The sequence below is a fragment of the Flavobacterium sp. UBA4197 genome (assembly GCF_002379575.1).
GTDB classification, from domain to species: Bacteria; Bacteroidota; Bacteroidia; order Flavobacteriales; family Flavobacteriaceae; genus Flavobacterium; species Flavobacterium inviolabile.
In genome coordinates this window covers 55,644-80,164 of record NZ_DFUB01000031.1, presented here as the reverse complement: position 1 = coordinate 80,164, position 24,521 = coordinate 55,644, and the positions used below count along the sequence as shown (strand labels likewise).

At 37.4% G+C, this 24,521-nt stretch carries 22 protein-coding genes; 20 read left to right on the top strand and 2 right to left on the bottom strand.

Annotated features, from left to right (window positions below):
• The first annotated feature begins 43 nt into the window (after positions 1 to 43).
• From B3394_RS15680 to B3394_RS15590, 19 genes are all read left to right on the top strand, one after another.
• A complete protein-coding gene (locus tag B3394_RS15680; RefSeq protein ID WP_286926860.1) occupies positions 44 to 1,183 on the top strand; it encodes a glycosyltransferase in 1,140 nt (379 codons plus the stop codon).
• A gap of 45 nt (positions 1,184 to 1,228) precedes the next feature.
• A complete protein-coding gene (locus B3394_RS15675) occupies positions 1,229 to 2,248 on the top strand; it encodes a glycosyltransferase family A protein (RefSeq protein WP_286926805.1) in 1,020 nt (339 codons plus the stop codon).
• Between the two features lie 201 nt (positions 2,249 to 2,449).
• Entirely contained in the window at positions 2,450 to 3,241 is a 792-nt protein-coding gene (locus B3394_RS15670; RefSeq protein WP_177732632.1) for an FkbM family methyltransferase, read from the top strand.
• A 1-nt stretch (position 3,242) separates the two neighbouring features.
• Complete coding sequence (locus B3394_RS15665) at positions 3,243 to 4,238, top strand: glycosyltransferase family 2 protein (protein ID WP_177732634.1); 996 nt, start codon at positions 3,243 to 3,245, stop codon at positions 4,236 to 4,238.
• 3 nt (positions 4,239 to 4,241) lie between these two features.
• Entirely contained in the window at positions 4,242 to 5,330 is a 1,089-nt protein-coding gene (locus B3394_RS15660) for a glycosyltransferase family 2 protein (RefSeq protein ID WP_286926801.1), read from the top strand.
• Between the two features lie 15 nt (positions 5,331 to 5,345).
• A complete protein-coding gene (locus B3394_RS15655; protein WP_286926798.1) occupies positions 5,346 to 6,437 on the top strand; it encodes a glycosyltransferase family 4 protein in 1,092 nt (363 codons plus the stop codon).
• Entirely contained in the window at positions 6,437 to 7,108 is a 672-nt protein-coding gene (locus B3394_RS15650; protein ID WP_286926796.1) for a cytidylyltransferase domain-containing protein, read from the top strand. Before B3394_RS15655 ends, B3394_RS15650 begins: the two co-directional genes overlap by 1 nt.
• A 1-nt stretch (position 7,109) precedes the next feature.
• Positions 7,110 to 8,150 (top strand): N-acetylneuraminate synthase, encoded by a 1,041-nt coding sequence (neuB, locus tag B3394_RS15645; RefSeq protein WP_286926794.1) that lies wholly within the window; start codon positions 7,110 to 7,112, stop codon positions 8,148 to 8,150.
• Positions 8,151 to 8,162: 12 nt separating this feature from the next.
• The gene (gene neuC, locus B3394_RS15640; RefSeq protein ID WP_286926777.1) at positions 8,163 to 9,284 is read left to right on the top strand and encodes a UDP-N-acetylglucosamine 2-epimerase; all 1,122 of its coding nucleotides are present in this window, start codon (positions 8,163 to 8,165) and stop codon (positions 9,282 to 9,284) included.
• 20 nt (positions 9,285 to 9,304) lie between these two features.
• Positions 9,305 to 10,699: a UDP-glycosyltransferase gene (locus B3394_RS15635; protein ID WP_286926774.1), complete on the top strand. Its 1,395-nt coding sequence runs from the start codon at positions 9,305 to 9,307 to the stop codon at positions 10,697 to 10,699.
• Positions 10,699 to 11,847 (top strand): glycosyltransferase family 4 protein, encoded by a 1,149-nt coding sequence (locus tag B3394_RS15630; RefSeq protein WP_286926772.1) that lies wholly within the window; start codon positions 10,699 to 10,701, stop codon positions 11,845 to 11,847. Before B3394_RS15635 ends, B3394_RS15630 begins: the two co-directional genes overlap by 1 nt.
• A complete protein-coding gene (locus B3394_RS15625; RefSeq protein ID WP_286926770.1) occupies positions 11,844 to 13,382 on the top strand; it encodes a glycosyltransferase family 2 protein in 1,539 nt (512 codons plus the stop codon). Before B3394_RS15630 ends, B3394_RS15625 begins: the two co-directional genes overlap by 4 nt.
• Positions 13,379 to 14,377 (top strand): glycosyltransferase family 2 protein, encoded by a 999-nt coding sequence (locus B3394_RS15620; RefSeq protein ID WP_177732658.1) that lies wholly within the window; start codon positions 13,379 to 13,381, stop codon positions 14,375 to 14,377. Before B3394_RS15625 ends, B3394_RS15620 begins: the two co-directional genes overlap by 4 nt.
• A gap of 28 nt (positions 14,378 to 14,405) precedes the next feature.
• Positions 14,406 to 15,524: a glycosyltransferase gene (locus B3394_RS15615; protein ID WP_286926767.1), complete on the top strand. Its 1,119-nt coding sequence runs from the start codon at positions 14,406 to 14,408 to the stop codon at positions 15,522 to 15,524.
• A 1-nt stretch (position 15,525) separates the two neighbouring features.
• Positions 15,526 to 16,536: a glucosamine inositolphosphorylceramide transferase family protein gene (locus B3394_RS15610; protein ID WP_286926765.1), complete on the top strand. Its 1,011-nt coding sequence runs from the start codon at positions 15,526 to 15,528 to the stop codon at positions 16,534 to 16,536.
• Positions 16,518 to 17,591 (top strand): glycosyltransferase family 4 protein, encoded by a 1,074-nt coding sequence (locus B3394_RS15605; protein ID WP_286926763.1) that lies wholly within the window; start codon positions 16,518 to 16,520, stop codon positions 17,589 to 17,591. Before B3394_RS15610 ends, B3394_RS15605 begins: the two co-directional genes overlap by 19 nt.
• Positions 17,581 to 18,924, top strand: coding sequence for an O-antigen ligase family protein (locus tag B3394_RS15600; RefSeq protein WP_286926761.1), 1,344 nt, complete (start codon positions 17,581 to 17,583; stop codon positions 18,922 to 18,924). Before B3394_RS15605 ends, B3394_RS15600 begins: the two co-directional genes overlap by 11 nt.
• Positions 18,896 to 19,912 carry a glycosyltransferase family 4 protein gene (locus B3394_RS15595; RefSeq protein ID WP_286926758.1) on the top strand — a complete coding sequence of 339 codons (1,017 nt, stop codon included), beginning with the start codon at positions 18,896 to 18,898 and terminating at the stop codon, positions 19,910 to 19,912. Before B3394_RS15600 ends, B3394_RS15595 begins: the two co-directional genes overlap by 29 nt.
• Positions 19,913 to 20,013: 101 nt before the next feature.
• Complete coding sequence (locus B3394_RS15590; protein WP_286926756.1) at positions 20,014 to 21,399, top strand: exopolysaccharide biosynthesis polyprenyl glycosylphosphotransferase; 1,386 nt, start codon at positions 20,014 to 20,016, stop codon at positions 21,397 to 21,399.
• 6 nt (positions 21,400 to 21,405) lie between these two features.
• On the opposite strand, the gene B3394_RS15585 is transcribed toward B3394_RS15590, so the two are convergent.
• Entirely contained in the window at positions 21,406 to 22,527 is a 1,122-nt protein-coding gene (locus B3394_RS15585; RefSeq protein WP_286926754.1) for a DUF4105 domain-containing protein, read from the bottom strand.
• A gap of 20 nt (positions 22,528 to 22,547) precedes the next feature.
• Positions 22,548 to 23,534, bottom strand: a complete 987-nt coding sequence (locus B3394_RS15580; RefSeq protein ID WP_177736238.1) for a PorV/PorQ family protein — start codon at positions 23,532 to 23,534, stop codon at positions 22,548 to 22,550.
• A gap of 241 nt (positions 23,535 to 23,775) precedes the next feature.
• Here B3394_RS15580 and B3394_RS15575 point away from each other — a divergent pair, with 241 nt between their 5' ends.
• A complete protein-coding gene (locus B3394_RS15575) occupies positions 23,776 to 24,519 on the top strand; it encodes a CDP-alcohol phosphatidyltransferase family protein (protein ID WP_286926753.1) in 744 nt (247 codons plus the stop codon).
• Positions 24,520 to 24,521: the final 2 nt, after the last annotated feature.

The window sequence follows — 24,521 nt, the reverse complement described above, 5'->3', positions numbered from 1 at the left end:
GTAACAATAAAGAGATACGGTTAGCAATTATATAATTTACAAAATGAAAATACTTTTTATAGCGATGCCTTCGATCCACTTTATAAGATGGGTAGAAAATTTAAAAAACACTGATTTTGAATTATATTGGTTCGATGTTTTAGATCGTGGAGCACTAAAAGGTATTGGAAATATCAAACAGTTTTATGATTGGAAGCGTAGAAAACTTCCCTATATAAAAGGAGAGTATTACATCTCAAAAAAAATGCCTGCAGTTTATGAATGGCTGTCACCTTTTCTGATGACAACGGTTAATGAGCAGTTGGAAAAGATCATTAAAGAGATTAATCCGGATGTTGTACACAGTTTTGAAATGCAGGGATGTAGCTATCCGATACTTCAGACAATGAATAAATATCCCCGGATAAAATGGATATATTCGTGTTGGGGAAATGATATTTACTACTATCGTAATTTTAAAGAGCACAATAAAAAAATCCGGGAAGTGCTAAACAGAGTAAACTTTATGCATGCCGATTGCGGAAGAGATGCTGTCCTAGCAGCACAAATGGGATTTGCAGGAAAAGATTTAGGGGTTATTCCCACCGGAGGCGGATTCCATCTTGCAGCATTGGAAAAATATAAACAACCGGTTACACAAAGAAAAATAATCCTTGTAAAAGGCTATCAGCATATTTTTGGCAGAGCTTTGAATGTTGTAAAAGCATTGGAGGGAATGCCAAAGGAAACAGAAGGTTTTGAAATTGTTGTTTTTGGAGCGCATCCTGTTGTTGCAGACTATATAACACAACAAAAATTGCCATTTTCGGTATATGGACGCCATGATTTAGAACACCAGCAAACGTTGGAACTAATGGGGAAATCATTGATTTATATCGGTAACAATATTTCAGATGGGATGCCAAACACCTTGTTAGAAGCGATAATTATGGGAGCCTATCCCATTCAGTCAAATCCCGGCGGCGCTTCTGCAGAAATAATAAACAATGGTGTAAACGGATTACTGATTGAAAACCCGGAAGATATTGAAAATATCAGGGAATTAATAATAGTAGCGTTGAAAGAAAAGGAGATGATGGAAGAAGTATATGAAATCAATAAAGAAATTGCTAAGCAGCAACTGGATTATGAAAGCAACAGAATAAAGATAATGGAAGCATATAAAAGAGTTCAGGCTTCTTAATTGTAACAGCTTTTATACGGTTAGAGACTTTTAAAAAAGAAAATTATGCGGGTAGGATTTAATCCACACAAAGACAAAATACAAGAAACCGGTGATTACTTTCATCAGGTAATACTGCCTGTTTATATACCATCTTTTGAAGGTTATTTTAAAGATAGTTTTGAAATTTTAAAGCTTTGCCTGGAATCGCTGTTCCAATCATCCCATAAAAAAACATACATCACCATCGTAAATAATGGAAGCTGTAAAGAAGTTACCGTTTATCTGGAAAGGTTATTATCCGAAAATAAAATTCAGGAACTGATTAATACAACTAATATTGGGAAGATTAATGCCGTTTTAAAAGGCTTGGCAGGAGTCAGGGTTCCTTTAATTACCATTTCTGATGCCGATGTGATGTTTCTAATCGGTTGGCAGGAAGCCACCTACAATGTTTTTCGTTCTTTTCCAAAAGCAGGGGTGGTTTGTCCGACGCCTTCTTCAAAATCGTATAAGACCTTTACATCTAATATTTATTGGGATTTATTTTGGTCAAAAAAACTACGGTTTACTCCTGTCAAAAACAGAGCAGCATTGGAAGCATTTGCCCATAGTATAGGAAATGAAGAATTTTATAAAGAGTATCATCTGAAACAATTTTTAACGGTATCTTCTAACGAGGGAACTAAAGCTGTTGTCGGAGCCGGACATTTCATAGCAACGTATCGGGAAGAAGTCTTTGCCGGTAAATTACCCAAATTCACACGATATCGTTTGGGAGGAACCAGTGAGCAGGAAGTTTTAGATTTGCCATCAGTCAAAAGAGGATTTTGGAGATTGTCAACAGAAGATAATTATGCCTGTCATTTGGGAAATGTAGTTGAGCCCTGGATGAAAGAAAAATTATTAAGCGTTAAAAAGAATGCTACTCCATCTGAAGCACCGGCACTCCTTGAACGGAAAGCATCACGTCTGGAATATTATTTGAAAATTAAACTTTTCGCTAAAATTATTTTTGCTAAAAAGATTCTGAGTAAGATTTTATGGATGAAAGGACTGCCTAAAGATGTTTCAGGGAAATATTGATGATTTATAATAAATAAAACTGTAAAATCCCGGTTGTAAATATTCTGAAGCGACATAATGTTAAGGAAATACAGGGCAAGAGCAGTGTAGATTAAAACTTAGTAGCGTTATTAAGTTTTATATCTTTGGTAAGAGAATGTAACACAACCAATAACATTGAGAAAGATGCTGATAACAAAGTTGCTTAAACTTGAGAAACAAATGATTAATTTTATCAGTACTCAAGAAAATAAAACAAAAAATAAATTAAAAGATAAACTGGTTAAAAAAGGAATAATCAGAGCGATCACAATTGTGGATTCCGACTCTTTTTTAATTGAACTCAAGAATAATTTAAAAATATACTGCCGATCACTGGAACATAGTGACTATCTGGTGTTCAATCAGATATTTGGAGACGGGGAATATGAGATTATCAGGGATATATTGAAATTCAATAAGGAAGAACAGCCGGTTATCATTGATGCCGGTGCGAATGTAGGTTATACGTCTGTATTCTTTTTATCAGAATTTAAAAAGGCAAAACTTTATGCAGTTGAACCTTCGCTTACGAATTATCAAACTATAGAAAAGAATATTTTTCATAATGGATTTGATGGAAGCCGTATAAAATTGTATAATAAAGCATTACACAATCAGGATGGATTGAATGTTGTGATTGAAAATGAATTCAGAGATAAAAAAGACTGGGCTTTTACAACAAAAATAACAACAGAAGAAAGTGCCGTGAAATCAATAACCGTTCAGCATATTATGAAAGAGAATATGTTGGATATCGTGGACTTTTTAAAAATTGATATTGAAGGCGCTGAACGATTTATTTTTGAATCTCAGGATAGTTGTGCGTTTTTAGAAAAAGTGAAAATAATAGCAATAGAAATTCATGATGAGTTCAATGTAAGAACAACAATTGAAACAATTTTGAAAAGTTATGGGTTTATATTATTTCCATCCGGAGAACTAACGATAGGTATGAACAGAAACTATTTTTAAAATGGAATCCCCTTTAATAACAGTTATTGTACCCGTCTATAATGTAGCAGGCTATATTAGAGAAGCAATAGACAGTATACTCCATCAGACATATTCCAATTTTGAATGCCTTATCATTGATGATAACTCTACGGATGATACCTGTTCCATTATCGAAAAATATCAGGATTCACGATTACAAATAATAAAAAAAGACACTAATTCCGGATTGGCCAATAGTTTGAATATCGGACTTAAATTGGCGAAAGGCAAATATATTGCCAGAATGGACGGCGATGATGTTCTGGTAGAAACAAGATTTGAAAAGCAGGTACAATTGCTTGAAGCAAATCCGGGAATAGGAGTTTGCGGAACGGCCTACGAAACATTCCCTCAAAAAAACAGTATTGAACTGCCGGAAGAGCATAGCGATATTCTAACCTGTATGCTGTTTAGATGTGTGGTAGCGCATCCGTCGGTAATGATGCGAAAAGAGCTTTTCAATCAGGAAATGGAATATGATGAAACAAAAGAACCGGCTGAAGATTATGAGCTTTGGAGTCGTTTGCTTTCAAGAACCAGGTTTTTTAATATTCAGGAAATATTGCTTAAATACAGAGTACATTCAGGGCAGATTTCCAAAATAAAAGCCCAAAAACAAAAAGAAATATCGTATGAGGTAAGATATGATTTGTTTAAAAAATACATTCCGGATTTTAAGTTGCCTTATGAAGTATTCAAAAAATGCTTTGAATTTAATTATGAAGGAACTTTGAAAGACCTGGAATCACAGCTTAATAACCTTGATTTGATTAGGACAGCAATAACGAAAAATGAATCATTGAATGTTCCTTTATTCAGAACGCTCCTTGATGATATTAGAATAAAAAAAATAAGAAGCTATTTCCTGAGAAATAAATCATTTTGTGTCTCAGAAAGCTTTATATTCATCAGGAAGTATACCGCTTTTTTTAGTAAAAAAGAACAGGTAAAAGTTTTGATAAAATCAATGATATAGTTTATGAAATTAGAAGCGCCCATCGTATTAATTTACGCTTTTAAAAATAGAGATCTAACAAGAGTAAAGAGAACATTAGACTCATTGGTGTTGCAGTCCAATCAGAATTTTAGAGTAGAATTTGTGAATTATGGATCTTCAACGGAACTTACAAAAGAATTGGAACTATTGATTGGTGACTATTCATTTGTAAAATATAATTATCTGGCATACCAGAATCAGCCATGGAATAAATCCAGAGCCCTTAACTATATCATTAAAAAAATAGAAGAACCCTTTTTTTTCATCTCAGACATAGATATTATTTTTCATCCGAAATTTATAAACCTGCTTCATAATATGAAAGATAAGGATAAAATGCATTTTTATAAAGTAGGTTATCTGTCCGAAAAAGAAACCCTGTTGCAAAAATCATTTGAAGATTATCAGGTAGAGTTTTATTCTAAGGTTGATGCAAAAGGGATGACATTATTCCCTACGGAAATAGTGCGCAAAAATAGAGGATTTGACGAGTTTTATCATTTTTGGGGTGCTGAAGATGCCGATATTCATTTCAGACTCTCCGGAAAAGGCTGCGAATCTGTTTTTTATGAAGAAGAAACCTTGTTACTGCACCAATGGCATACGTCATATAGAAAAACAGAAAGCAAGGAACTGACGAAGAATTTACAGATAAAAGGAATAGTACAGATTAATCACCAACACTTGTTTTTCAATCAACAGGATGGTGTAACTATTAATTATAAACAATGGGGAGAAGTATCGGCAAATGCGGTACTTGAAGAATTGGATAACGTAACGGTTAATCAGGTAATACTGAACAGGAAAGTTAATATTGACCATTTTATCTATGGAATTTTACCTAATGTAACCAATACAGTAATTACGGTAAAGTTTACCAGGGATAGCTATGAAAAATCCCTGAAATATAAAGTGAAAAAGATTTTAGGTAAAAAAGTACCGGAATATTATACTTTAAAAGAAGTAAATGATTTGGTATTGTTACATCTGATCTCATTTTATAGAGATTGCCCATACAGCTATAAAATAACAGCTGATTTGGAAGCCATAGAACTAAGGTTAAAGTTATAAATATATTTTGAAGTTATGCCCAAAGTAATTCTTATTTCACAATTGCCATTGCCATATTCGGGTATAGGAAGCTGGACAACACTCTATCGGAATTATTTAGAGAGTCATCATCAGATTGATTATATCGTATGCGAAAATCCGAAAGGTAAATTTAAAGATATTCAATACAGCTTGGTGTCCAATGACTTGATAACCAGGATTGTTAAAAGAGGAAAGAAAAATCCGTATGTGGGTTATCTCAATGCCTTGCAAAATATTCTGAAAAACGATGAAAAATATATTCTGCAGGTTGTCGATAATTTTGGAATAATCAAACCATTAATAGCCCTGTTGCAGGAATTAGGTATTTGGAAGAATTGCTATATTCAATTTTGCTATCACGGTTTTCCGCCTTTTTATGAAAACTTTTCCGGACGCTGGTTTTTTGAAGCAATAGATGAAATGGTACTGCTAACGGAAGACTCCTATAAAGCCCATAAAGAATATTACACCATTTTGCCAACCCGTTTTTCGGTACTTCATAATGGTGTCGATACAAGAAAATTTCACACACTTTCAAAGGAAGAAAAACAACTTGGGAAAGAACAATTTGGAGTAGCCGGTAAAAAAGTATTTGTCTGGTGCTCCCAGGACCGTCCTAAAAAAGGACTGCATATTGTACTGGATGCCTGGAAAAGAGTAATCGAAAAAAGAAAAGATATCGCGTTGTGGGTTATTGGAACCGAACCGAAAGAAGCCATGGAAGGCGTTCGTTATTTTGGGAGAATTCCCAATGACGAATTGGCAAAATACCTGCAGCTGTCGGATTGTTATTTATTCCCGACATTATGGCACGAAGGTTTTGGACTGAGTCTTATAGAAGCCCTGCATTGCGGGAATTACTGTATTGCTTCGGCAAATGGAGGAGTTCCGGAAGTATTGCAATACGGTAAATTCGGAAAACTGATTGCGAAACCAAATTTTGTTTCGGAATGGGAAAATGCGATTTTAGAATATACAGACGATTCTCAAAAGAACAATTTGTTTGATCCGGAATTATATACGACAAAAAGCTGGAATGCCGGAATGAACTCAATAATTGCATCCGCTAAAAAAAGCATATCCTAATGAAGACAATTGTGATAATTCCAGCCAGGGGAGGTTCAAAAAGATTACCGGAAAAGAATATAAAACTTCTTGATGGCAAACCGCTGATTGTACACTCAATTGCGTATGCAAAAGCGCATAACAATAGCATTGACGGCATTTTTGTCTCCACCGATGATGAAAAAATAAAACAGGTAGCTTTAGCTAATAATGTAATTGTAATTAACAGACCGGAATCGCTGTCCGGAGATTTTGAACCCACAGTATCCGCTTTAAAACATGTGCTGGAAAGTATTGAAGAAAAACCGGAGATTGTAATTCTTTTACAACCTACAAATCCATTACGGCCGAAAGAACTGCTGGATAAAGCATTGGATATTTTTATCAAAAATAACTGCGATAGCCTGTTTACAGTTACCCGTAACGAACAGAAACTGGGAAAGATCAATGCACATAGATTTGTACCGTTCAATTATGAAATAGGGCAAAGAAGCCAGGATCTGGAACCGCTGTATTTTGAAAACGGATTGCTGTATATAACCAGGGCACAACTGATTTTAGAAGAAAACAAGATTATTAGTGAAAAGGCATATCCGATGATAGTGGAGCATCCTTTTGCGGCTATCGATATCGATACCCAGGATGATTTTGAATATGCATCATATTTACAACAAAAATACAAAGAACAATAGCATGAACCCATATATAGAAATAGCAGGTAGAAAAATAGGACAGGATTTTCCGCCTTTAGTAATAGCCGAAATAGGAATCAATCATGAAGGTTCTTTACAAACGGCAAAAGAAATGGTCGATGCGGCACACAGAGCAGGGGTGGAAGTGGTAAAACACCAGACCCATATTGTTGCGGACGAGATGAGTGGTGCGGCAAAAAAAGTGATACCCGGAAATGCCGATGTTTCAATCTATGAAATTATGGAGCGTTGCGCCTTAAATGAAGCAGAAGAGCTGGAGCTTAAAAAGTATGTGGAAAGTAAAGGAATGATTTTTATTTCCACACCGTTTTCAAGAGCTGCCGCCGAAAGACTGAAGAAATTTGACATACCTGCCTATAAAATCGGATCGGGCGAATGTAATAATTATCCGCTGCTGGAACATATCGCTTCTTTTGGGAAACCGGTAATTCTAAGCACCGGAATGAATACGATAGAAAGCATTCAGAAAGCCGTAGCCATTTTTGATAAACACAACGTGCCGGTAGCTTTACTGCACACCACAAATTTATACCCGACTCCGATACATTTAGTACGTTTCGGTGCGATGATGGAAATGCACAAGGCTTTCCCGGATAAAGTGTTCGGATTAAGCGACCATACCTTAAACAACAATGCCTGTCTGGGAGCAGTTGCACTGGGAGCGTCCATTTTGGAAAGACACTTCACAGACCACATGAACCGGACCGGACCGGATATCGTGTGCAGTATGGACGAACAAAACTGCCATAACCTGATTGTTGATGCGGCAGAAATGGCGTTGATGCGGGGAGGAACAAAAAAACCGGCAGCAGAAGAGCAGGTCACTATCGATTTTGCCTTTGCAACCGTATGCAGTATTGCGCCTATACAAAAAGGAACAATCTTTACAAAAGACAATATATGGGTAAAACGTCCCGGAACAGGTAATATATTAGCGGAACATTTTGATAATATCATCGGTAAAAAAGCAAGTCGTGACATCGAAAACGATGCACAGCTGGTTTGGGAAGATATCGTATAATATAGCGGAATCATGAAGAAAATTGTATTTCTGACCGGTACAAGAGCCGACTTTGGTAAAATTAAATCACTGATCCGGATACTGGAAAAGCATGAACATTTTACACCTTACATTTTTGTCACCGGTATGCACCTGCAGCAGGAATACGGATATACCTTAATTGAAATTGAACGCTGTGGTTTCCGTAATATACATGCCTTTGAAAACCATACGCATGAAACAACCATGGATCTCACACTCGCTAAAACGATTGAAGGATTATCGGCCTATGTGAAAAGTGTAACGCCCGATATGATCATCATTCACGGCGACCGGGTGGAAGCACTGGCAGGTGCCATTGTGGGCTCACTAAACAATATTCTGGTGGCGCATATTGAAGGTGGTGAAGTTTCCGGTACGATTGATGAATTGATCCGGCATTCCACTAGTAAAATGAGTCATGTACATTTTGTATCCAATGAAACAGCCAAAAAAAGACTGATCCAGATGGGAGAATTATCGGAATCCGTATTTACAATCGGATCACCGGACGTAGACATAATGTTCTCCGACCAGCTTCCGGACCTGGAAACAGCAAAACAATACTATGCTATCGATTTTGATGCGTATGCCGTCGCCATGTTTCATCCCATCACAACAGAATTTAAAAACATGGAAGAGTATGCCAATGATTTCGTGGCAACTTTATTAGCAGACAAACACAATTTTGTGGTTATTTATCCCAATAACGATCTGGGTAGTGCGGCCATATTGAAAGCCTACAAACAATTGGAAGGAAATCCCCGTTTTCGTGTTTTCCCATCCCTTCGCTTTGAGTATTTTTTAACCTTATTAAAAAATGCCCGCTTTATTATAGGAAACAGCAGTGCCGGAATCAGGGAAGCACCTTACTACGGATTGCCGATTATCAATATTGGCAGCCGCCAAAAGAACAGATCCGTCAATACAGATATTATAAATGTTGATTATACCAAAGAAGCAATACTAAATGCGTTACAGGAAATTGAAAAGCATGAAGTAAAAAACAGCTATACTGATTTCGGAACAGGAAATAGTGCAACATTATTTTTAGAATCCTTGGAGAATAGTGATATTTGGGAATTAAATCATCAGAAACAGTTTAGAGATATATAACTGAAAAAAGATTCAGCTAAATGCCAAACAATAAGATTTTTATATTGCTGCCGGATGGTATCGGATTGCGTAATTTTGCCTATTCTAAATTTTATGAACTGGGAATCACGCAGGGATATGACGTGGTTTTCTGGAACAATACCCCGTTTCAGTTATCGGATTTGGGTTTTAAGGACATTCCGATAAAAAATCCGAAAACAAACAAGCAGACAGAAATATATAAAAATGCACGGAAACAAATCGAGCTGAACCTCAATAAAAAGAAATTTCAGGATGCGGTTTACGATACCTATCGTTTTCCGTATGCCTATAAAAATATAAAAACAGCGGCAAAAAGTATACTGACGCAACTATTAGCTGTTAGCCATACGTCGGAAAAAGGATTGCAGAAAGTCCGGAATAAAATTAAGGAACAGGAAAAGAAAACAGCTTATTTTCAGGAATGCCTGGCCGTTTTGAAAAGAGAACAGCCGGCTATGGTTTTTTGTACCAATCAGCGGCCGCTATTGGCAATTGCACCGCTTTTGGCTGCTCAGGAATTAGGAATTCCTACGGCAACCTTTATTTTTTCCTGGGATAATTTACCCAAAGCAACGATGGTGGTGGAAACCGATTCCTATTTTGTGTGGAGTGAACACATGAAAGAAGAACTGTTGCAATATTATCCATATATAAAAGCAGAAAATATTCATATAACCGGAACACCGCAATTTGAATCCCATTATGAAACCGATAGACTGGTTGCAAAAGAAACCTTTTTTAAACAGAATGGCTTGGATATAACCAGGCGTTACATCTGTTATTCCGGTGACGATGTGACCACCTGTCCCGATGATCCGCAATATCTGGACGATGTGGCGGCGGCAGTAAAACAAATGAATGAAGAAGGAGATACCATCGGTATTTTATTCCGCAGGTGTCCGGTCGATTTTTCCGATCGGTTTGACAGCGTACTGGCGCAATATAAAGACATCATTGTTCCGGTCAATCCGAAATGGGAGAAAAAAGGCGGTATGTGGAATACAATCCTGCCAACTCCGGAAGATGTAGACCTGCAAATGAATACCATCGCCCATACGGATATGGTTATTAACCTGGGCTCTTCAATGGTGTTTGATTATGCGGCACATGGAAAACCGTGCGCTTACATTAATTATGATGTTAAACATAAACGGATAGAAGACTGGTCCGTAAAAAAAATATACAACTATATTCACTTCCGATCAATGCCGGCTAAAGAATCGGTTATCTGGCTTGATAACAAGGAAGAAATTAAAACGAAAATTCAGCTTGCGTTAAAAGATAGTCGTCAAAATACTATAAAAGCAAAGGAATGGTTTCAGATTATCAATAAATTTCCACCGGATTCAGCTTCTGAAAATATATGGAATAGCATAAAAAAAATGGTATCGTAATGCACATTACTTTTTTAACACCCGAATATCCACATTCAAAAGTGCTCCACAGTGCAGGAATAGGCACGAGTATCAAAAATCTTGTTGCTGCATTAGTGAAAAAGGACATCAAGGTGTCTGTGGTTGTCTATGGACAATCTGAAGATACAATAATTCAGGAAGACAGTGTTGAAATACATCTGGTAAAAAAGAGAAAATACAAATGGGCAACATGGTATTTTTACAGAAAGTACCTTCAGGACTATTTGAATGCATTGATCGTTAAAAATAAAGCAGACCTGGTTGAAGCACCGGACTGGACCGGCATCACTGCTTTTATGAACTTAAAAGCACCGTTAGTAATCCGGTTTCACGGAAGTGATACATATTTCTGCCATCTGGAAAACAGAAAACAAAAACGTAAAAACTTCTGGTTTGAGAAACTGGCAATACAAAAAGCAAAAGCATTTATCGCACCTACTGCTTTTGCCGGAACGTTAACGCAGCAGCTTTTTAAAATCAGGAATAAAACGATAGCAACCATCCATTACGGACTGGAAGTAGAAAAATTCAGGAATGATAATGCCATACATGAAGAAAAAGGACTGCTGCTGTATATAGGAACGGTTATTCGCAAAAAAGGAGTGCTGGAACTGCCGGATATTATGAAAAGGGTAATTGCCAAAATGCCGGAAGCAAAGCTCATCCTGATTGGGGGCGACTCTTATGATGCAGCCACCGGAACGCAGTCAACCTGGCAGCTGATGCAGGAATTGATGGATGATAATGTGAAAAACAGCATTGAGTATCTGGGCAAAGTACCTTATCAGGAAGTCCGGGATTATATCCAAAAAGCACAGGTTTGTGTGTTTCCCACTTTTGCGGAAACCTTAGGAATGGTAACTATTGAATCCATGGCCATGAAAAAAGCGGTGGTGAACAGCAATATAGGCTGGGCTCAGGAGCTCATAATAGATGGCGAAAGCGGTTATCTGGTACACCCGGGGGAACATGAAACCTTTTCGGCAAAAATTTCAGACTTATTGGAAGACGATCAGCTAAGACAAAGAATAGGATTAAAAGCAGAAGAAAGAGTCTGCACTGTTTTTAATATTGATACTATTGTGGAACAGAATATTGCGTTTTATCAAAAAACAATTGCCAAGTGATTATTATCTGTCATCATAACAATAAAGTAGAAAGTATAATCGCATACGAAAGTTCAGCGTATCTTGACGTTTGTAATGAAAGTATTGCGCAGAATATTGTCAGATTAGCCCGTTTATTTCCGGATGACTTATTATTTTGGTATCATAAAGATTGTCAGGAAGACATAAATTGGGAGGCATTGCCCGAACTGTTTAACCATAAAAAAATACTGCTTTCCTATGGAGGAACGACCAATTACATCCCTTCAGAAATAGGATATGTTGATGAAAGCCTATTTGTTAATCCCGATAAAGAAAGTGTATATCCAACCTGGCAGATGAGCAGCCTTGTTGGCGGAATTTATGGCGGAACATTAAACGCTTTGGAAGCCGATAAACTTATAGACACGAACTTTGATTATTTTTTGTGTTCCCTTGCAAAAATAGGAATGCCCCACGGTTTGTTGTGCTACAATGAACCTCAGTTATTGAAAACAACAACGAATAGGAGTAGTGGAGAGGCCGGTATTTACTCGCTGTTCAAATTTGTAAAAGAACATTACAGAGCGCGTTGGATCCTTTTATTGTTTGTGAATCTGCTAATCTATGAAAGAAGATTCCCGGTATTAGCCTGCCTGTATACCGTGTTCTTTAAAAGGAAAAAACCGGATGTAAAACAGCTGGATAAAATCCAGATGGAATTAAAGACAAAAAGTAGGGTGTCACATTCTTTAGATGTTATTATTCCTACTATTGGACGAAAAGTATTTTTATACGATGTTTTAAAGGACTTGTCAAAACAGACAATAATCCCGAAAAAAGTAATAATTGTAGAACAAAACCCGCAGGAAGGTAGCACGAGTGAATTGGATTACCTTGAAAAGGAATCATGGCCTTTTCAGATCAGACACCTGTTTACCCACCGGACCGGTGCATGCAATGCCAGGAATCAGGCGTTGCAACATGTTGAACAGGAATGGGTCTTTTTTGCAGATGACGATATCCGGTTTGAAAAAGATTTTTTAGAAACGGCCTTTAAACAAATTGAAAAAACAGGAAACAGCGCTTTTACAATATGCTGTTTGCGTAAAGGAGATAAACCGGTTTCGACCAATATCTTTCAATGGACAACCTTTGGATCCGGCTGTAGTATTGTGAAAAGTGAAGCCATTGCAGATTTACGCTTTGACGATCGCTATGAACATGGTTTTGGAGAAGATGCCGACTTTGGAATGCAATTAAGAAATAAAGGTTGTGATATCCTGTATTTACCATCACCCGAGCTATTACATTTAAAAGCGCCCGTTGGCGGATTTAGAACGGAAGTAATGCTGGAATGGAATAACGACCGTATAAAACCAAAACCGTCGCCAACGGTAATGTTATTTAAGCTGCGTTACAATACAAAAGAACAGTTAAGGAGCTATAAAACAACCCTGTTCTTAAAGTTTTATAAACATCAGGAACATAAGCATCCGGTGAAATACTATAACAACTTTAAAAAAAGCTGGGAGCGAAGTATTTATTGGGCTAATATTTTAAGAGCGGGAAAATGAATTTTACATTAATAGTTTGTACCTATAAAAGAGCAAATCCTTTGCTGAAGCTCTTAAAATCAGTAGCGCATCAAACGCGTTATCCTGACGAGATTCTGATAATTGACGGTTCTCCGGATGAGGAGACCGAAAAGATCCTTGCAGCAAATAAATTTGAAAAACTGCACTACTATAAAGTTCCGCCGGAGCATAGAGGACTTACGAAACAACGTAACTTTGGAATCAATAAAGTAGCAGAAAACAGTCAGGTAATTTGTTTTCTGGACGACGATACCATACTGGAAGAAAACTATTTTGAAGAATTAATCAGTATATATGCGGTATATCCCGAAGCTTTGGGCGTTGGCGGTTATATTACCAATGAAGTGAATTGGTCTGAAGTCCCGGAAAATTATAAACCGGCAAATAATGAATTCTGTTATGACGGATGGAAACGAAAAGAGAGCAGTAGGTTTATCCTGCGCAAAAAAATGGGACTGGACAGTAATGTTCCGCCTGGATTTTCTCCGGAGTTTTCACATGGAAGAAGTGTCAGTTTCTTACCGCCTTCAGGTAAGGTTTATCCGGCAGAACAACTTATGGGCGGAGTTTCCTCTTTTAAAAAAGAGATCTTTCAGAAAATCAGATTTTCCGATTATTTTGTAGGTTACGGCTTGTATGAAGATGCCGATTTTAGTTTAAGGCTTTCAAAGATTGGAAAATTATATATCAATACAAAGGCACGGCTGTCGCATCATCATCATGTTTCGGGGCGTCCCAATCAGTATCAGTACGGTAAAATGGTCGTTAGAAACGGATGGTACGTTTGGCGGATAGCAAACCCCAAACCGGATCTGTTGGCAAGATTCAAATGGAATGCAATAACACTGCTGCTAATTGCGATACGATTTAGTAATATATTTACAACGAATAACAAAAAAGAAGCAACTACCGAGGTGCTGGGTAGAATAACAGGATTGTTGAGCCTGCTGGTAAATAAACCAAAAAATAAATAATCGGAATTTAAAATCAGAGTAATAACCAATGAAATTAGCCCTTATAACACATGTTCCACATATCCATACGGATGAACGGTATTTTGCATACGGTCCCTATGTTAAGGAAATGAATATATGGTTTAAATATGTTGATGAAGTATTGCTCGTGGCACCCATGACAGAAGCACCGTTATCGGCTGTAGATTTGGCCTATAACCATGCTACTGTTTCTTTTTTTCCGGTTCCGGCATTTTCATTATTGTCTGTAAAAGAGATCTTAAAAACAATGGTTTATTTGCCTCAGCTATTTTGGAGTACCTTCAAAGTAATGAAAAAGGCAGACCATATTCATTTGCGTTGTCCCGGAAATATGGGCTTAATCGGATGTTTGGTTCAAATTCTGTTTCCCAATAAGAAGAAAACTGCAAAATATGCCGGGAACTGGGATCCAAAAGCAAAACAACCCTGGAGTTATCGCTTGCAAAAATGGATTTTAAGCAATACCTTTTTAACCCGGAATATGAAAGTGCTGGTTTATGGGGAATGGCAGCATAGAAGCAAAAACATACTCCCGTTTTTTACGGCAACGTATCGGGAGCATGAAAAAGAAGCAATACAGCCAAGGGATTTGACAAAAACAATTACGTTTTTATTTGCCGGAACCTTATCAGAAGGAAAAAGAGCACTGTATGCCGTACAATTAATAGAATCGCTGTATCATTCAGGACTGGATGTTGCCTTGAAAATATATGGAGAAGGAAAAGAAAGAACAGCAATTGAAAGCTATTTAGCTGCCGGTAAACTTCAGCATATCGTAACGTTACAGGGGAATCAAACTCAGGAAACGGTTAAAAAAGCATACCAAAACAATCATTTTTTAATATTACCTTCGCAAAGTGAAGGATGGCCTAAAGTTGTTGCAGAAGCCATGTTTTGGGGATGCGTCCCGATAGCAACAGCTGTTTCATGTGTTGCGAACATGCTGGATGATGGTAAAAGAGGACTGATCCTGACAATGAACAAGGAGACCGACAGTAAAAATATAATGACAGTAATCACAAATAATCAGGAGTATCAGCAAATGATAACCCAAGGTGTAAATTGGTCCAGACAGTATACCATTGATTATTTTGAAGCGGAAATAAAAAATATAGTTGCAGGGTAAGATGAAAAAAAAAGTGATTTTATTTAGTATTGTTAGCATTGGACTTTTAGCTATTGTAATTAATTACAGAACACCTTTTTTACAACCTCAAAGCGGACCCTGGTCTATTGGTTTTGGGCTGTCTGAAAAATTTCCCGATAAGATGCTGTTCGAAAAAAATATCCTGTATCCTTTAGAAAAATTAAAACAGCACAATGACAGCACCGCTTTCCTTGCTGATCCGTTTTTTATAAAAGAAAAAGACACCTTTTATCTGTTTTTTGAGCATAAAAAATACGCTCCCAATGCAGATATCGCCCTGCTGACCTCAGTTGACGGGGTTAATTATCAATATAAAGGAACAGTGTTAAAAGAGAAATTCCATTTGTCTTATCCACAGGTTTTTAAATATAAAAACGATTATTATATGCTGCCCGAAGCCAAAAGATCGGGGCATGTATTGTTATACAAAGCAGCGAATTTTCCTTACGGATGGAAAGTTTGTGACACATTAATTAAAAACAGGGAATTGAAGGATCCTACAATTTATTTGTCGGATACATTAAATGTCATGGTTGCCTCAGATGATCACCTCAATATGTATATGTTTGAAGCAGATTCTTTACATGGAAAATGGAGAGCTCATAAGAAAGCAAAAGTGATGATGGGAACCGAAGCCAGGGCTGGAGGACGCTTTTTTGCTGATGAAAAAGGACTATTGTTGCCGGTACAGAATTCTACACAGGGTTACGGATACGGATTGTCCATCTATCGTTTCAATTTTAAAGGAGATAACTACACTGTTAAAAGAGAACTTCCCTTTTTTCTGAAACGAAATGAAAAAATAAAAGAATTTAATGCCGGGATGCACCAGCTGGATATCCAGAAAGTAGACGGGAAATATTATTTTGTTTACGATGGAAACAGATTGGAAAGCGATGTTAAAGATTTGAATTTCAGAGGGCCGATTAAGTGGAACTATGTTGATTTAAAAAATTGGTTTTACCAGCAACAATGCGAATACTTCAATTAATAGATAGTTTAGAACCCGGAGGAGCAGAAAAAATGGCGGTTAGCTATGCTAATGCACTTTTGGATATTAACTCTTTTTCGGCTTTGGTTACAACCCGTAAAGAAGGAGAACTAAAAAAAGAGTTAGCAGTAGCAGTAAAGTACCTCGCTCTAAACAGGAAATCAATATTAGATATTAAGGCACTTTTCCGCTTGCGGAAATTTGTCAAGGAAAATAAGATAACGTTCGTTCAGGCACATAGTAGTTCCTTCTTTTTGGCGTTTCTGCTCAAATGTATTTATCCGTCACTCAAAATTATTTGGCATGACCATTTTGGGAATAGTGAATTTTTACACAAGAGGAAAAATATAAACACCCTAAAAATAGCCTCACTTTTTTTCTATAGGATAATTGCCGTTAATGAAATTTTAGAGAAATGGGCAAAAGTAAACCTATACTGTAATAAAGTATTGTACCTGCCCAATTTTGTTGCTATCAATAAGAGTCCGGAAAAAATAAACCTGCATGGAATAAGCGGTAAAAGAATTCTTTGTCTGGCAAATTTCCGGAAACAAAAAAATCATTTAATGTTACTTGAAGTCGCCAGAAAAATTGTAATTTCTTTCCCCGATTGGACTTTTCATCTGGTAGGAAAAGATTTCCATGATGAATATTCGGCAGCTATTAACGATAAAATTATTTCAAATAATTTACAGCAAAATGTTTATACTTATGGTTCCGTAAATGCAATTGAGTCGGTTATAAACCAATCGACAATAGGTGTTTTGACATCTCTTTCTGAAGGACTGCCAGTCTCACTTTTGGAATATGGTTACTTAGGGTTACCGGTAGTTGTAACTGCTGTAGGCGAGATTCCAAAAATAATCAAAGAGAATAACGGTATTTTGATAAACTCAGAAGATGCAGTTTCCTTTGAAAAAGAGCTGACAAAGATCATTCAGGATGAAGAGCGAAGAAAAATAATTGGAACCAACTTGAAACAGGAAATCCATTTGAACTATTCTAAAAAGGTAGTTGTGGAAAAATATTTAAAATTTATCAGGCATGACAATTAATAACAATAACTATCTCAAACTGGTATTGATCCATATAGGTATTGGAGGTATTGTTTATTTTCTTCCATTCCTGGCGAAAATACTGACAATTTTAATTTTTGTATGCTCCGTTTTAATATTGATAAAAACCAGGAACAAAAACAATGAAGCACTTTATTTGGCGGCATATATTGTTGGTGTTGAGGTTTTTTTGAGAATGACCGGAGGAATGATTTTTAATGAATACGGGAAATACAGTGTAATGATATACATGTTAATCGGCATGGTGTATAGCGGTTTTTCCAAAAATGCGATTATTTACTGGCTTTTCATAGTATTACTGATACCCGGAATTGTCGTTTCTACCGTCACCCTTTCTTACGAAGCAAATCTGAGAAAAGCAATAGCCTTTAATATTTCGGGACCGGTATGTCTGGGTGTGGCTTCGGTATATTGCTATAGAAGGCAAATAACAAAGCAACAACTGCTGAATTTGCTGCCGGCTTTTTCATTGCCTATAGTAACAGTAATAACCTATCTTTTTTTATATACGCCCAGTATACGGGATGTGGTAACCGGAACCCAGTCTAATTTTGAAACCTCAGGCGGATTTGGACCTAACCAGGTATCCACAATTTTAGGATTGGGTACTTTTCTGTTTTTTGCACAATTTCTACTGAATTCGACTACCCGAAAAATCCAGATTATCAATATCTCGCTAACGCTGTTAGCGGCTTATCGCGGGATCGTGACGTTTTCAAGAGGCGGGATGTTTACAGGTTGTGCGATGATTCTTTTACTCATTATCATCGTTTATTTTATGCTCAATAAAAATGGAAAAAGTAAAATGAGTGTCATCTTTATTTTTTCATTAGTGGCAACGCTGGGTGTCTGGACTTATAGCTCCTATCAGACCAGTGGTCTAATTGATAAGCGATATGCTAATGAAGATGCTTTAGGAAGACAAAAACAAAGTAAACTGTCGGGAAGAGAAGACCTTATTAAAACAGAGATTCAAATGTTTGTTGACCATCCTTTCTTAGGAATTGGTGTCGGGAAAAACAAAGAATACAGACAGGAGTTAACGGGAATTGAATTAGCAACACACAACGAAATAACAAGAATGCTTGCCGAACACGGGTTATTGGGAGTTATTGGTTTACTAATACTCTTTATAACACCTCTAACGCTGTATCTTGATAATAAACACCACTTTTTGTTGTTGTCCTTTTTCGCTTTCTGGCTGCTCACCATTAACCATGCGGCCATGCGAATGGCAGCACCGGCTTTTGTCTATGCACTAACGTTATTAAAAGTCTATCCGGATGAAAAAACTGTTGTACATAGGGAATAAACTGGCGGTTCACGGACATAATCCGACAACGGTAGATACCCTTTCGGTACTTTTTGCTAATGAAGGCTATCATGTTGTGAGTGCATCCTCCCGGAGCAATAAAGTAGTGCGCATTCTGGACATGCTGGCAACCTTATTCAGGCATGCTAAAACAACCGATTTTGTAATTATCGATACCTATAGCACTGCTAACTTCTGGTATGCTTTTCTGGTGAGCCAGTGCTGCAGAATTTTAAAATGCCGGTACATACCGTTTCTGCATGGCGGCAATCTGCCGGAAAGACTAAGTAAAAGTCCCCGGTGGAGCAGGATGATCTTCAATAATGCCTATAGAAACGTAGCGCCATCACTATATTTAAAGCAAATATTTGAAGATTTTAAAGTTCCCAATGTAAGCTATGTTCCTAACGTTATCGAACTTAAGGAGTATGATTTTAAGGAGCGAACCAATTTGAAACCCAGGTTGCTATGGGTAAGAGCTTTTGCGGATATCTATAACCCTAAAATGGCTGTAGCCGTGCTTAGTGAACTGCAAAAAAAATATCCGGAAGCATCGCTTTGTATGGTTGGGCCGGAAAAAGACGGAAGTTTCGCAGCAACAAAGCAATATGCGGAAGCAAAAAAAGTAACGGTTCAGTTTACCGGCAGGCTTACCAAAAAGGAATGGACCGGTTTGGCACCGGACTTTGATATTTTTATTTCAACAACACATTTTGATAACACACCGGTTAGCGTTCTGGAAGCAATGGCTTTAGGAATGCCGGTTGTTGCAACGAATGTTGGGGGAATATCATATTTGTTAACTCATGATATTGATGCTCAGTTGGTTGGTGATAATGCGGTGATTGAAATGACCGAAGCAATTGTTAAGCTGATCGAAAATCCTGATTTTGCCCGGGAGCAAACTAAAAATGCCTACCGGAAAATAATAGCATTTGATTGGACAGAAGTGAAAAAGCAATGGGATAACTTGCTTAATAATCATTAATATTATCGTAAGTTTGCTTAGTTTTATTTAGGATTAAATATAAAAATCGGCTGATAATACTTTTAATTAAGTAAAATCTGTTTATTTAGGGACACACAGGAATGAATGCAAAGAAAATACATTTCGAAATTTCGGAGCGTAAGGTATTACTGCGTTTAATAGATGTTGTTGCTGTTTTACTGGCACTATATCTTTCAGAGTATTTTTTCGAATTCCATTATTTCTCTTTCGAAAGGCCATCGGTAGGTTCGATGCTTTTTCTGGCAATATACATTAACCTTTTCGGAACAATTTTCGAAATGTATAATTTACAGGTGGCAAGTAACCAGTATCAGGTGGTAAAGAGTATCATTCTGACAACCTTTATAACCGTCTTTTTTTACCTGCTGACGCCCATTTTTACCCCCATTCTCCCGTCTAACCGTTTGCAGATTGTATACTTCTTTCTGGCAGTACTGATCAGCCTTTTTGCCTGGCGTTTTTTCTACCTGCACTTTCTCGCTTCACACCGCTTTGTTAAGAATGTAATATTTGTCTGCAACCGTGATGAAATAGAACAACTAGCACAGGAACTGGGAAAAGCCGATCCGCACTATCAGATAATAGGCTATGTGCCTACTGATGTTTCCGGTGAGAAACAATCCGTTTTCTATAAAGAAGTCGCGTTACCCGAACTGGAAAATTTTGTAAACAGGCATTCCGTTGCCGAAGTGGTTATCGGTTTCAGAGAGACAGAAACCATTGCCCCGGATTTGTACCAGGAACTTTTGTACCTGCTGGAAAAAGGAGTGACTATAAGAGAATATACACAGGTTTACGAACACTCCACCCAGCGCTTGCCAATACTTCAGGACACCAAGGACTTTTATAAGTTTTTCCCTTTTAGCCGCAGCAATCAGAATAAACTATACTTATATATCGTAAGGATATTTGAAATACTGTTCTCGCTGATCGGTATAATATTTGGAATCGTGCTAATCCCGATAGTCTATATCGGAAACAGTATTGGTAACAGAGGACCGCTTTTCTATACGCAGGAAAGAGTCGGTAAAAACGGGGTTCCTTTCCTGATTTATAAATTCCGATCCATGATTCAGAATGCAGAATCAAACGGAGCTGTTTTTGCAAAGGCAAATGATGTTCGGATTACTCCTTTCGGGAAGTTTTTAAGAAGATCCCGTATTGACGAATTTCCCCAGTTTATCAATATCCTTAAAGGCGATATGGCGGTAATCGGTCCCAGACCGGAGCGGCCGGTTTTTGTAAAGAAAATTTCAGAAACCATGCCTTTTTATGAAACAAGACATGTTATCAAACCGGGACTGACCGGTTGGGCACAGGTAAATTATTCCTATGGGGAAAGCCTTGAAGACAGTCTGGTAAAACTCCAGTATGACTTATACTACATCAAACACAGAAGCATCTTTTTAGACGTCAATATCGTGATCAAAACATTGAGCACGGTGTTGTTCTACAGAGGGCAATAAGCAGTATTATTTAACCTCTTTTCTCAGTAACCGGATCAAAATAAAAGATGTTGTCAGTATTATAGGCAGCATGATCGTCAAATGTGCTTTATTGAGTATAAAAACGGTATAGCAGCCAATAAGAGCCAGACAGGTATAGATACTGATCTTTAACCATTTTGTATTCTTTCTGATCTGGAAGAACAATACCAAAAGTAATAAAGGATTTATCAGAAGCGTGTTGTAATTCAGCAATAACTCTTCATGGAAAGAATAGAAACCTACCAAAGCAAAAAATAGCCCTAAAAGCCCCATTAGTAATAAATAGAAGATAAGTACCGGTTTTTTGTTTGAAAAGTAAGCAAAAAGCAGCATTACAGCGATAAAAGTATAGATGTTGTTCCATACGGAAGCGGTACTTCCGGTTGCTTCCTGCTGGAAAACGGTTGTCGTTTCCTGCGCTAACGGATTTCCGAAGTTTTTGGTTTTCGCTACGCCTTCCATTAATTCGGAAGGAAGAAATAACTGATCCGACTGCTTGTCGACTTTGTATCCGAAAATCAGGTTAATGCCCAGTTTTTCATAAAAATTATTGACAAGATAGCTGTTTAAGATCGTTCTGTAATCCTTTTGAGTATCCGGAACGGCAGTGTTGATTTTGTGCTCTGTAACACCATTGAGAAGATCCTCGACCATAGAAGTACAATTGCGATCGATGAACTTATAGGTGTAATATTTTTTATTGGACGAAAGTACGGCTATCAGATTTGCGGTCAGCTGCTGCTTTTGCGCCAGCGTCAGGGAAAGCTTTTGCTCATAAATGGAACGATTCTCATATTGGTATTGCTGTACGAATTCCTCATAAGAGCCGGTGGCTACAAAATACTGCAAATCACCTTTTACAAACTTCCAGTAAAAATTAGGAGTGCCAAAATCGAAGGCACCATAATTAAAAACCACATCAACGCCATTTACGGTATTGTGAATACGAAGAGCAGTATGCCCGAAAAGGGAGTGTAATTGCGTACCCGAACCGCAGGTTAGTAAACTGATTTCCGTTTGTTCCGGAAGCAGTAAATTGGTCTGAGCCGAACCCTTTTGTGAAAAAAGAAGTAAAACGGTTACGATGGAGAATATAAAAGAGCGCATGAGTTGTTTACTGTATTGTGTTATCTGCTAAAAATCCCTAAATCAACTTTTAAAGAAAAAATATTCGAATAAAGTGCGGCACTCTGGTCGCCAATGTCTGTTAAGGCATAATCAACCTGAATACCTTTATATTTAAAACCCAACCCTAAGTTAGGCTGGAAATTTAGTTTTTCGGAATTGTCAATCTGTTTTACATTCTGGAAATTTCCAACACCGGCACGTAAAAAGACCAGATCGGTATAGCCGAATTCAAAACCGGCTGCCGGATCGATACTCACGGCATTTGTGGAAATAATATCATTGGTTCTGGCGAAACGCATGTTTAGCTGCGTGGCGGCCAGAATGCTGTAATCATAACGGATGATGAATTTCTTGGAAAGTCCCAGCTGCATTTTGGGTAATGTTATCTCGGTCGTTTCCGGCGGTTCCTGGTTTTCTCCCGGCACGGCATCTTTAATCTTGTTAAACTCGTCTTCATCAATTGTCCACACATTATACGTGGTAGTGATATCGCGAACCATTAACCCGATTTTCCAGTCGTTTTTTTCATACTGAATCCCCAAATCAAATCCAAAACCCCATGAACTGGCAAAATCACCAATAATACGGCGGATAATTTTGGCATTCACACCATAATTAAAACCGTCTAAAGGAAGCGATCTGGCATAGGAAAACGTTACGCCGTAATCGGCAGCCGAAAAAAGGCTGATACGATTGTAGTCAATATTTCCCTGGCTGTCTATTAATTGTGTGGTATTTAAAATGTCATCAACCCCAAAGCGGATTAAGGAAACTCCCAAAGCACTTCGTTCGTCAATTTTCATGGCAAAGCCGGCATAATCGTATTGGGCAATGTTGGCAAAATAATTCGCGTGCATCAGGCTGATCTGTTTGCCGTCAACTTTTAGTAAACCTGCCGGGTTCCAGTAGCCGGAGTTAACATCTGCCGTATGTCCTACAACGGCATTCGCCATTCCTAATGCTGCAGCGTCAACACCAATATTCATAAACTCATTCGAATACTTTCTAACGGCCTGACTATAAGAAAGGAGATGAAAAGAAAAAAAGAAAAGTAATAAGGTTTTTTTCAAAGCCATTTATTTTATACAAATATGAAATAAAAATCTCAAATACTAAACTCTATTTTGTATTAACTTATTGTATTACCTTTGTCATAAAATTTGTAAATTAGATTTTTGCGACACCAGTCATGCAGGGCGTCTGATCATCTTTAAAATGTAATTGTATATGTCAATAAAGAAGCACATTCCAAATGTTATTACCCTTTTAAATCTTTCTGCCGGTATTTTTGCTTTAATACATGCCTTTAACGGTAATTATAATGAAGCATTTTCGTGTGTTTGTGTAGGGATATTTTTTGATTTTTGGGATGGATTTTTTGCCCGTCTGCTAAAAGTACAAAGTGCACTGGGATTACAGCTGGATTCTTTGGCCGATATGGTGACCAGCGGAGTAGTGCCGGGTGTGGTAATGTATAAAATGCTGGCAGATATCCAGGAGAACCAACCGGATTATAACCTGACGCAGGAAACTTTTTATATGGGAATTGTTCCCTATTTAGGATTTTTAATAACCTTAGGATCTTGCTACCGATTAGCAAAATTCAATATCGATACCCGTCAGACGGATTCTTTTATCGGATTGCCAACGCCGGCAAATGCCTTGTTGATCATGAGTTTGCCAATGATATTGTTCGATAATCAATTTGAGGCATTGTCTAATTTATTGAGCAATCCTTATGTATTGGTCGGAATCAGTATTTTCAGTGCTTATATCTTAAATGCTGAAATTCCGTTGTTTTCACTAAAAGTGAAATACTTAAACTGGGTAAATAATAAAACACAGATCTTATTCATGATCATTTCGGCATTGTTCCTGATATTCTTCCAATACCTGGGAATTCCGATGATCATACTGTTTTATGTATTGCTTTCTGTGATTACAAACAAAATGGAAAAGAAAGTAGCATAAAC

Excerpts from the sequence above, each read along its gene's own strand:
- B3394_RS15680 (WP_286926860.1), top strand. The coding sequence starts at position 44 with ATGAAAATACTTTTTATAGCGATGCCTTCGATCCACTTTATAAGATGG.
- B3394_RS15675 (WP_286926805.1), top strand. The coding sequence starts at position 1,229 with ATGCGGGTAGGATTTAATCCACACAAAGACAAAATACAAGAAACCGGT.
- B3394_RS15670 (WP_177732632.1), top strand. The coding sequence starts at position 2,450 with ATGATTAATTTTATCAGTACTCAAGAAAATAAAACAAAAAATAAATTA.
- B3394_RS15665 (WP_177732634.1), top strand. The coding sequence starts at position 3,243 with ATGGAATCCCCTTTAATAACAGTTATTGTACCCGTCTATAATGTAGCA.
- B3394_RS15660 (WP_286926801.1), top strand. The coding sequence starts at position 4,242 with ATGAAATTAGAAGCGCCCATCGTATTAATTTACGCTTTTAAAAATAGA.
- B3394_RS15655 (WP_286926798.1), top strand. The coding sequence starts at position 5,346 with ATGCCCAAAGTAATTCTTATTTCACAATTGCCATTGCCATATTCGGGT.
- B3394_RS15650 (WP_286926796.1), top strand. The coding sequence starts at position 6,437 with ATGAAGACAATTGTGATAATTCCAGCCAGGGGAGGTTCAAAAAGATTA.
- neuB (WP_286926794.1), top strand. The coding sequence starts at position 7,110 with ATGAACCCATATATAGAAATAGCAGGTAGAAAAATAGGACAGGATTTT.
- neuC (WP_286926777.1), top strand. The coding sequence starts at position 8,163 with ATGAAGAAAATTGTATTTCTGACCGGTACAAGAGCCGACTTTGGTAAA.
- B3394_RS15635 (WP_286926774.1), top strand. The coding sequence starts at position 9,305 with ATGCCAAACAATAAGATTTTTATATTGCTGCCGGATGGTATCGGATTG.
- B3394_RS15630 (WP_286926772.1), top strand. The coding sequence starts at position 10,699 with ATGCACATTACTTTTTTAACACCCGAATATCCACATTCAAAAGTGCTC.
- B3394_RS15620 (WP_177732658.1), top strand. The coding sequence starts at position 13,379 with ATGAATTTTACATTAATAGTTTGTACCTATAAAAGAGCAAATCCTTTG.
- B3394_RS15615 (WP_286926767.1), top strand. The coding sequence starts at position 14,406 with ATGAAATTAGCCCTTATAACACATGTTCCACATATCCATACGGATGAA.
- B3394_RS15610 (WP_286926765.1), top strand. The coding sequence starts at position 15,526 with ATGAAAAAAAAAGTGATTTTATTTAGTATTGTTAGCATTGGACTTTTA.
- B3394_RS15605 (WP_286926763.1), top strand. The coding sequence starts at position 16,518 with ATGCGAATACTTCAATTAATAGATAGTTTAGAACCCGGAGGAGCAGAA.
- B3394_RS15600 (WP_286926761.1), top strand. The coding sequence starts at position 17,581 with ATGACAATTAATAACAATAACTATCTCAAACTGGTATTGATCCATATA.
- B3394_RS15595 (WP_286926758.1), top strand. The coding sequence starts at position 18,896 with ATGAAAAAACTGTTGTACATAGGGAATAAACTGGCGGTTCACGGACAT.
- B3394_RS15590 (WP_286926756.1), top strand. The coding sequence starts at position 20,014 with ATGAATGCAAAGAAAATACATTTCGAAATTTCGGAGCGTAAGGTATTA.
- B3394_RS15585 (WP_286926754.1), bottom strand. The coding sequence starts at position 22,527 with ATGCGCTCTTTTATATTCTCCATCGTAACCGTTTTACTTCTTTTTTCA.
- B3394_RS15580 (WP_177736238.1), bottom strand. The coding sequence starts at position 23,534 with ATGAATATTGGTGTTGACGCTGCAGCATTAGGAATGGCGAATGCCGTT.
- B3394_RS15575 (WP_286926753.1), top strand. The coding sequence starts at position 23,776 with ATGTCAATAAAGAAGCACATTCCAAATGTTATTACCCTTTTAAATCTT.